The sequence below is a fragment of the Geobacillus thermodenitrificans subsp. thermodenitrificans DSM 465 genome (assembly GCF_000496575.1).
GTDB lineage: Bacteria > Bacillota > Bacilli > Bacillales > Anoxybacillaceae > Geobacillus > Geobacillus thermodenitrificans.
In genome coordinates this window covers 132,944-140,859 of record NZ_AYKT01000011.1, presented here as the reverse complement: position 1 = coordinate 140,859, position 7,916 = coordinate 132,944, and the positions used below count along the sequence as shown (strand labels likewise).

At 47.5% G+C, this 7,916-nt stretch carries 6 protein-coding genes and 6 tRNA genes; 11 read left to right on the top strand and 1 reads right to left on the bottom strand.

Annotated elements, in window-relative coordinates:
- The first annotated feature begins 42 nt into the window (after window positions 1-42).
- The 6 genes from DSM465_RS0112290 to DSM465_RS0112265 all read left to right on the top strand — a co-directional run bounded on the left by DSM465_RS0112290 (window position 43) and on the right by DSM465_RS0112265 (window position 789).
- Window positions 43-115: transfer RNA gene (locus tag DSM465_RS0112290), tRNA-His, on the top strand.
- A 30-nt stretch (window positions 116-145) separates the two neighbouring features.
- Window positions 146-216 (top strand) — tRNA-Gly (locus DSM465_RS0112285).
- A 5-nt stretch (window positions 217-221) separates the two neighbouring features.
- Window positions 222-298, top strand: a tRNA-Ile gene (locus DSM465_RS0112280).
- 242 nt (window positions 299-540) lie between these two features.
- A tRNA-Asn gene (locus DSM465_RS0112275) sits at window positions 541-615 on the top strand.
- A gap of 4 nt (window positions 616-619) precedes the next feature.
- A tRNA-Ser gene (locus DSM465_RS0112270) sits at window positions 620-712 on the top strand.
- Window positions 713-717: 5 nt separating this feature from the next.
- Window positions 718-789 (top strand) — tRNA-Glu (locus DSM465_RS0112265).
- 180 nt (window positions 790-969) lie between these two features.
- Here the strand turns inward: DSM465_RS0112265 and DSM465_RS0112260 are convergent.
- Window positions 970-1,635 (bottom strand): B3/B4 domain-containing protein, encoded by a 666-nt coding sequence (locus DSM465_RS0112260; RefSeq protein WP_029761472.1) that lies wholly within the window; start codon window positions 1,633-1,635, stop codon window positions 970-972.
- A gap of 52 nt (window positions 1,636-1,687) precedes the next feature.
- Here DSM465_RS0112260 and queG point away from each other — a divergent pair, with 52 nt between their 5' ends.
- The 5 genes from queG (at window position 1,688) to yhbH (ending at window position 7,855) form a co-directional block, all read left to right on the top strand.
- Entirely contained in the window at window positions 1,688-2,830 is a 1,143-nt protein-coding gene (queG, locus tag DSM465_RS0112255) for a tRNA epoxyqueuosine(34) reductase QueG (RefSeq protein WP_008881667.1), read from the top strand.
- 58 nt (window positions 2,831-2,888) lie between these two features.
- Entirely contained in the window at window positions 2,889-3,755 is an 867-nt protein-coding gene (locus DSM465_RS0112250; RefSeq protein ID WP_011886819.1) for an amidase domain-containing protein, read from the top strand.
- A gap of 23 nt (window positions 3,756-3,778) precedes the next feature.
- On the top strand, window positions 3,779-4,252 hold the full coding sequence (trmL, locus tag DSM465_RS0112245; RefSeq protein WP_011886820.1) for a tRNA (uridine(34)/cytosine(34)/5-carboxymethylaminomethyluridine(34)-2'-O)-methyltransferase TrmL: 474 nt from the start codon (window positions 3,779-3,781) through the stop codon (window positions 4,250-4,252).
- A 324-nt stretch (window positions 4,253-4,576) separates the two neighbouring features.
- Entirely contained in the window at window positions 4,577-6,472 is a 1,896-nt protein-coding gene (locus DSM465_RS0112235) for a PrkA family serine protein kinase (protein WP_011886821.1), read from the top strand.
- Window positions 6,473-6,697: 225 nt separating this feature from the next.
- Window positions 6,698-7,855, top strand: coding sequence for a sporulation protein YhbH (gene yhbH / locus DSM465_RS0112230; protein ID WP_008881660.1), 1,158 nt, complete (start codon window positions 6,698-6,700; stop codon window positions 7,853-7,855).
- Window positions 7,856-7,916: the final 61 nt, after the last annotated feature.

The window sequence follows — 7,916 nt, the reverse complement described above, 5'->3', positions numbered from 1 at the left end:
TAGGTTGCGGGTTCAAGTCCTGCAGCCGGCACCATTAATGTGGCGGCTATGGCGAAGTGGTTAACGCACCAGATTGTGGCTCTGGCATGCGTGGGTTCGATTCCCACTAGTCGCCCTTTCTCTTCTTCCTTAATTTATATTTGTTGCGGGTGTAGTTTAGTGGTAAAACCTCAGCCTTCCAAGCTGATGTCGTGGGTTCGATTCCCATCACCCGCTTTTATGGGCCTATAGCTCAGCTGGTCAGAGCGCACGCCTGATAAGCGTGAGGTCGGTGGTTCAAGTCCACTTAGGCCCACCATTTTCCATTGCATATTGTCAGATGATTCGATATAATACTAATCGAGCATTTCTTGATTATTCCGCAATAGCTCAGCGACGAGCCCTTACTTCATCGAATAGGCTACGAGTTGTCCCGACGCATTCAGCTTCTTTGAATTGGCTAGTAGAGGAAGGGACACTGAGCATAAACATCCTCGAATAAGCTGAATCAGCTAGTAGAGGAAGAGACGAAGTAGATTTGGAAGAATGTTTCTTAGTTATTCCGCAATAGCTCAGCGGTAGAGCAACCGGCTGTTAACCGGTAGGTCGTAGGTTCGAATCCTACTTGCGGAGCCATTATGGAGAAGTACCCAAGTGGCTGAAGGGGACGGTTTGCTAAACCGTTAGGTCGCAGTTTTGCGGCGCGCGGGTTCAAATCCCGCCTTCTCCGCCATGATTGGCCCGTTGGTCAAGTGGTTAAGACACCGCCCTTTCACGGCGGTAACACGGGTTCGAATCCCGTACGGGTCATCGTTGTTGGCACCAGATATTCTGGTGCCCCTTTTATACGACGAATTTTGTCGATTTTTGCGTTTTTTCTTGCCATGTACGTACTGTTTTGTTATAATGAGTTTCGTTAAGTTTTAAATAAAATATTGGGGACAACGCAGTGTTTCGTTTCGTCATAGAACGAGGCATTGCGTTTTTTTATTATACTAGCAATTGTGCGTCGGCCTCACCGCCATGGATTTGCGTAAACATCGTTTGAATAGCCTGAAGTTGGCGATTGGCAACATCTTCAGGAATCGATGGAAGAAAATAAACGATTTGCAAAGCGTTTTTCGTTCCTTTTGTCACCGCTGTGCGTTTGGAATCGACGATTGGGCTGCCGAACGGACCGTGTTCATCTTTGCTGACGAGTTTATTCGCAAAGTTGACGGAGCGTCCATTTAGAGCTATGTATTCATCTTGTTCTGTACCTACGGTAATCATCACGGATCCTTGGATACAATCAAGATCGTAAATGCCGAGTGGTATTTTATAATAGAGCGAAAAGAAGTTGTTTACATCGACTGCTGAATGGATCGATGGAACAAAGTTTTTTTTCTGGATACGACGGTATAAGCTTTCACTTGAGGGGCGGTAACGTCCTGGATCCGTGCCGATTTGTTTGAATGCCTGACGCCATTCGGCGAGTTCGGGAATGTCGGCGATGGCCTTTTCCTGTAGCTCAAAGTAAATCGACTCTTGAAACAGTTCAAGCCGGCCTTTTAACATTTGCGGCGAGTCGCCGATTTCGATATGGCGGTAACGGATCACGCCAAATTTGCCCGAAGGAAGACGTTGTTTTAATTCTTCTGATATGATGCATTTCATATGAATCACCTCGCGTTTCATTTTACCATATACCTCGAAGGGAGGGAAAATAATGGACATTGTCTCTTTGAAACAGGAAGTGATTGAATACAGCCGGTCGATCGGCATCGATAAAATCGGGTTTGCAAGCGCTGATCCGTTTGTGGAACTAAAGGAGCGGCTTCGTCGGCAACAGGAGCTTGGCTATCAATCTGGATTTGAGGAACCGGATATTGAAAAGCGGACAAATCCGTCGTTGCTTCTTCCCGAGGCGAAATCGATCATTGCCATTGCGCTTGCCTATCCATCAAAAATGAAAGATGCTCCACGCGGGACGAAAAACGAGCGGCGTGGCCTTTTTTGTCGTGCATCGTGGGGAAAAGACTATCATGATGTGTTGCGGGAACGTTTACGCCAACTTGAAGAATTTTTACTTGCGAAGGTACCACATGCCCGTGTTCGTTCGATGGTGGATACGGGAGAACTCGCTGACCGGGCCGTGGCAGAGCGGGCAGGGATCGGTTGGAGTGGGAAAAACTGTTCCATTATTACGCCGGAGTTTGGTTCGTACGTGTATTTGGGTGAGATGATTACAACGATTCCGTTTCCGCCCGATGAACCGATCGAAAATCGGTGCGGCACGTGTACGAAATGCATCGATGCGTGCCCCACAGGGGCGCTCGTGCAAGGGGGACAACTGAATGCGCAGCGGTGCATCTCATTTTTGACGCAAACGAAAGGCTTTTTAGCCGATGAATTTCGTGAGAAAATCGGCAATCGGTTGTACGGCTGCGATACGTGCCAGTTGGTCTGCCCGGAAAACAAGAAGAAAGATTTCCACTTGCATCCGGAATTCGAGCCGGATCCCGAGGCAGCGAAACCGAAGCTCATCCCGCTTCTTCAGGTAAGCAATCGTGAGTTTAAAGAGAAATTCGGCGCAATGGCAGGCTCATGGCGCGGGAAAAAACCGATCCAGCGCAACGCCATTTTGGCGCTCGCCCATTATAAAGACCGGACAGCTGTTCCGCATTTATTGCGGCTGCTGAAAGAAGACAGCCGTCCCGTCATCCGTGGGACAGCAGCGTGGGCGCTAGGGAAAATCGGGGATGTAAGTGCCAAGCCATATCTCGAAGAGGCAAGACAAACGGAAACAGATTCAGATGTAGTCGCCGAAATCGAAAAAGGGTTGAAACTGTTGACAGAGGTAAAGGAATAGGGAAAAAACTGCCGCTTCCTCACATAAGGTAGTAACAAAAACGAAAGTGGGGAGCGGCATGAAAAAGCGGCTGCATGATTGGCTCGATAAGCGGGCGCACTCATTTGTCTCGGAAAGCAATATCCAAGGCGATGAAGAAATTACTAGGAAGCAGCAACTTTGCCAAAGGCGTGGGGCAGAAATTGTCCGTTGCACTATTCGGGGGCAAATTATCGGCAGACAGACAGTCGAGCGAGAGACAAAAATGGTTTATATTGCCCATCATCAATTTTTAATTAAGCACGGGGCAACTTTATATATTGAGGAGCAAGTCGAGGAGCGATGCGCCCGTTTTTTAGGCACCGAGTTGGTGGATGATAAACGGGTTAGCCGGATGGGGGAATACGTTGAAGCGCCGCGTGTCGAACGTGAGCAATGGACAGGAGAGCGCCTTTCTTACCAATATGACCGTGCTCAGGCGGTACGGTATGCAGAAACGTGGTGGAATCGGCATAACCCGGCGTTTCCGTCTTTTTCTGTTGATTGCACGAACTTTGTTTCCCAATGTTTGTATGCGGGCGGAGCGCCAATGACCGGCTATCCGAACAGGGCGCGGGGATGGTGGTGTCAAAACGGAAGCTGGAGTTACAGCTGGGCGGTCGCCCATTCGCTGCGCTGGTATTTGAGTGGATCGCGCATCGGTCTACAGGCGGTGGAAGTCCCTGAACCAGAACAATTGATGGCAGGTGATGTCATTTGTTATGATTTTCAAGGGGATGGACGCTTCGACCATTCCACCATTGTGGTGGCCAAAGACCAAGATGGGATGCCGCTTGTGAATGCCCATACGACGAACAGCCGAATGCGGTATTGGTCATACGAAGATTCGAGCGCCTATACGCCGAACATCCGGTATAAATTTTTTCACATCATTGATCGCAAATAAACGATGTTGTTGAGGTGAACGAAATGCCGCTTCATGTAGTACTATACCAACCAGAAATTCCAGCAAATACAGGGAATATCGCCCGCACATGTGCGGCGACGGATACAGCGCTTCATTTGATTCGTCCGCTCGGGTTTTCGACGGATGATAAAATGTTAAAGCGCGCCGGGCTTGACTATTGGCCATATGTCAATATTTCGTATTACGACTCCATTGACGAGCTGTTTGCCCGATTTCCGGGGGGAGAATTTTACTTTATTACGAAGTTTGGCCAGCAATATTATGACTCGTTTGACTTCAGTGATCAGGAAAAAGACATTTTTTTTGTATTTGGCCGCGAGACGACCGGGTTGCCGAAGGAGCTCCTCGAGGCCAACAAGGATCGTTGCTTGCGCATCCCGATGAACGACAAAGTCCGTTCGTTGAATTTATCAAATACGGCGGCTATTTTAGTGTATGAGGCACTGCGTCAGCAACGGTTTCAAGGATTGTCGTAAACAAAAAAACGACCTTCGCTATGGAGGTCGTTTTTTTGGGCTTTATTGTTTGACACCCGGTTTGTCTTCGTACCCAGCCGTGAAAATGGCTGTTAAAAAGGCGATGATAACTCCTAACATCAGCAATGTGCGCATCGTTTTTTCCTCCCTTGCAATGAAAGTGGCAGGCGTTTCCCCTTTATTATAACGAATATGGCCGAGCATGTGAATGACTGCCGCGAACTGTTCGAAGACAAAATTTTTTTTGTGGCGAATGATACGGGACATCCTCGCATAAATTGTAATAATCTTGCTGTAAGACATCCAAGGGTGAGGAGGTCCTTTATGGATATTTTAAGAAAGATCGCACGGTACCGGGAAGAGGAAGAGAGGCTGAGATGGGAAGGAACGTTCGCTGAGTATTTAGAGATTTTAAAAGAAAAGCCGTGGGTCGCCCAGTCGGCTCATTCGCGCGTTTATAATATGATTAAAGACGCTGGGGTTGAAGAGGTGAACGGGCGGAAACGGTATAAGTTTTTCAGCCAGCATTTGTTTGGGCTCGAGGAGGCGCTCGAGCGGCTTGTTGAAGAATATTTCCACCCAGCGGCAAAACGACTTGATGTACGCAAACGGATTTTGCTGCTGATGGGGCCGGTTGGCGGCGGGAAGTCAACGTTGGTAACGCTTCTGAAGCGCGGGCTTGAGGAGTATTCAAAAACGGAGCGCGGCGCCGTTTATGCGATTAAAGGTTGCCCGATGCATGAAGATCCACTTCACCTCATTCCTCACCATTTGCGCGACGATTTTTACCGTGAATACGGCATTCGCATTGAAGGGGAGCTGTCGCCGCTCAATATGATGCGGCTTGAGAAAGAATACGGTGGTCGGATTGAAGACGTGATGGTCGAACGCATTTTCTTCTCAGAAAACCGGCGTGTCGGCATCGGTACGTTCAGCCCGTCCGACCCGAAATCGCAAGATATCGCTGATTTGACGGGAAGCATCGATTTCTCGACCATTGCTGAATATGGTTCAGAATCCGACCCGCGGGCGTATCGGTTTGACGGCGAGCTGAACAAAGCAAACCGCGGCATTATGGAATTTCAAGAGATGTTAAAGTGCGATGAAAAATTTCTTTGGCATTTGCTATCGTTGACGCAAGAAGGCAATTTTAAAGCGGGAAGGTTTGCGCTTATCAGCGCTGATGAACTGATCGTTGCCCATACGAATGAAACAGAATACCGCTCGTTTATTTCCAATAAAAAGAATGAAGCACTCCATTCGCGCATTATCGTGATGCCAATCCCGTACAACTTGCGTGTCTCGGAAGAAGAGCGCATTTATGAAAAAATGATTCGAGAAAGCGACGTTGCTGATGTGCATATTGCCCCGCACACGCTGCGCATTGCGGCCATGTTTACGATTTTGACGAGGCTGAAAGAATCGAAACGGCCGGATGTGGATTTATTGAAGAAAATGCGCCTGTATGACGGAGAGATGATCGAAGGGTTCAACGAAGTCGATGTAGAAGAGCTGAAAAAAGAGCATCCAGACGAAGGAATGAGCGGCATCGACCCTCGCTATGTCATCAACCGTATTTCGGCTTGCATCATCCGAAAAGAAGTGCCATCGATTAATGCGCTCGATGTGCTTCGTTCACTGAAAGAAGGGTTGGATCAGCATCCATCCATCTCAAAAGAAGATCGTGAACGATATTTGAACTTCATCTCGCTTGTGCGCAAAGAGTATGACGAAATCGCCAAGCAAGAGGTACAAAAGGCGTTCGTGTATTCGTATGAAGAGTCGGCGAAAACGTTGATGGATAACTATTTGGATAATGTCGAAGCATATTGCAACAAAACGAAACTGCGCGACCCGCTCACTGGCGAGGAAATGAATCCGGATGAAAAACTGATGCGCTCGATTGAAGAACAAATCGGCATTTCTGAAAATGCGAAAAAGGCGTTCCGCGAAGAAATTTTAATCCGCATCTCCGCCTACGCGCGCAAAGGACAAAAGTTTGATTACAATTCGCACGAACGGTTGCGCGAAGCGATCCAGAAAAAGCTGTTTGCTGATTTGAAAGACATCGTGAAAATTACGACATCGACGAAGACCCCCGATGAGCAGCAATTGAAAAAAATCAACGAAGTTGTCGCCCGTTTGATTGATGAGTACGGGTATAATTCCACATCAGCGAATGAATTGCTCCGATATGTCGGCAGCTTGTTGAACCGTTAGGCATGCCTCGAGCATTCGGGCATGCTTTTTTTACGCCGATAATCGGGCTTGTCCACTTCTTGATTCCTTGTCCATTTTCCACATTCATCTGTCAATTATTTCGAATTTTTGCATAGGATAAAATAAACAACTTGGCATAGTGATGGTCCGTTTTGATGACGCCAACATAAGTATATGCGGGAAAATGAAAAGTGTGAAAATGATTTTAACAAAGGAGGGGAAAAAATGAAGGGGAATTTTATTGTATCGAAAGAAGACTGGTCCCTCCACCGCAAAGGATATGACGATCAAAAGCGCCATCAAGAAAAAGTAAAAGAAGCGATCAAAAATAACTTGCCGGATTTAATTACGGAAGAAAGCATTATTATGTCCAACGGACGTGACGTCATTAAAATTCCGATTCGCTCGCTTGATGAGTATAAAATCCGCTATAACTACGAGAAAAATAAGCATGTCGGTCAAGGAAACGGGGACAGCCAAGTCGGTGACGTGGTAGCCAGAGATGGAAGCGGGGAGGGGAAGGGGCCAGGAAAAGGCCAAGGAGCTGGCGACTTGCCAGGCCAAGACTATTACGAAGCCGAAGTGTCGTTGATGGAAATTGAAGAGGCGTTCTTTAGTCAACTGGAACTCCCGAACTTGAAGCAGAAAGAGCGCGACCAAAACGTTGTTCAGCATATCGAGTTTAACGATATTCGCCGCACCGGACTGATGGGGAACATCGATAAAAAGCGGACGATGCTCGCTGCGTTCAAACGCAATGCCATGAGCGGCAAACCGGGCTTTTATCCGATTTACCGCGAAGATTTGAAGTTTAAAACGTGGAACGAAGTCGTCAAACCGGAATCGAAAGCAGTCGTCTTAGCGATGATGGACACAAGTGGTTCAATGGGCATGTGGGAAAAATATATGGCGCGCAGTTTCTTCTTCTGGATGACACGCTTTTTGCGCACGAAGTACGAGACGGTGGACATCGCCTTCATTGCCCACCATACCGAAGCGAAAGTCGTCAGTGAGGAAGAATTTTTCACCAAAGGGGAAAGCGGTGGAACGATTTGTTCGTCGGCTTACCGCAAGGCGTTGGAACTGATTGAAACAAAATATTCGCCGTCACGCTACAACATTTATCCGTTCCACTTCTCTGACGGGGACAACTTGACATCTGACAACGCCCGTTGCGTCAAGCTTGTTCAAGAGTTGATGAAAGTGTCGAACATGTTTGGGTACGGGGAAGTTAACCAGTACAACCGCCATTCAACGCTCATGTCGGCGTACCGTAATATTAAAGATGAAAAATTCCGCTATTATATTTTAAAGCAAAAATCGGATGTGTTTCATGCCATGAGAACGTTTTTCCGCAAAGAAGAAAGCGAGCAGCCGGTTTGACCCTCTTGCAAATGAAAAAGGGGGTTTTTCTTTATTAAAAAGGAGGGGAGGGCGATAGCCC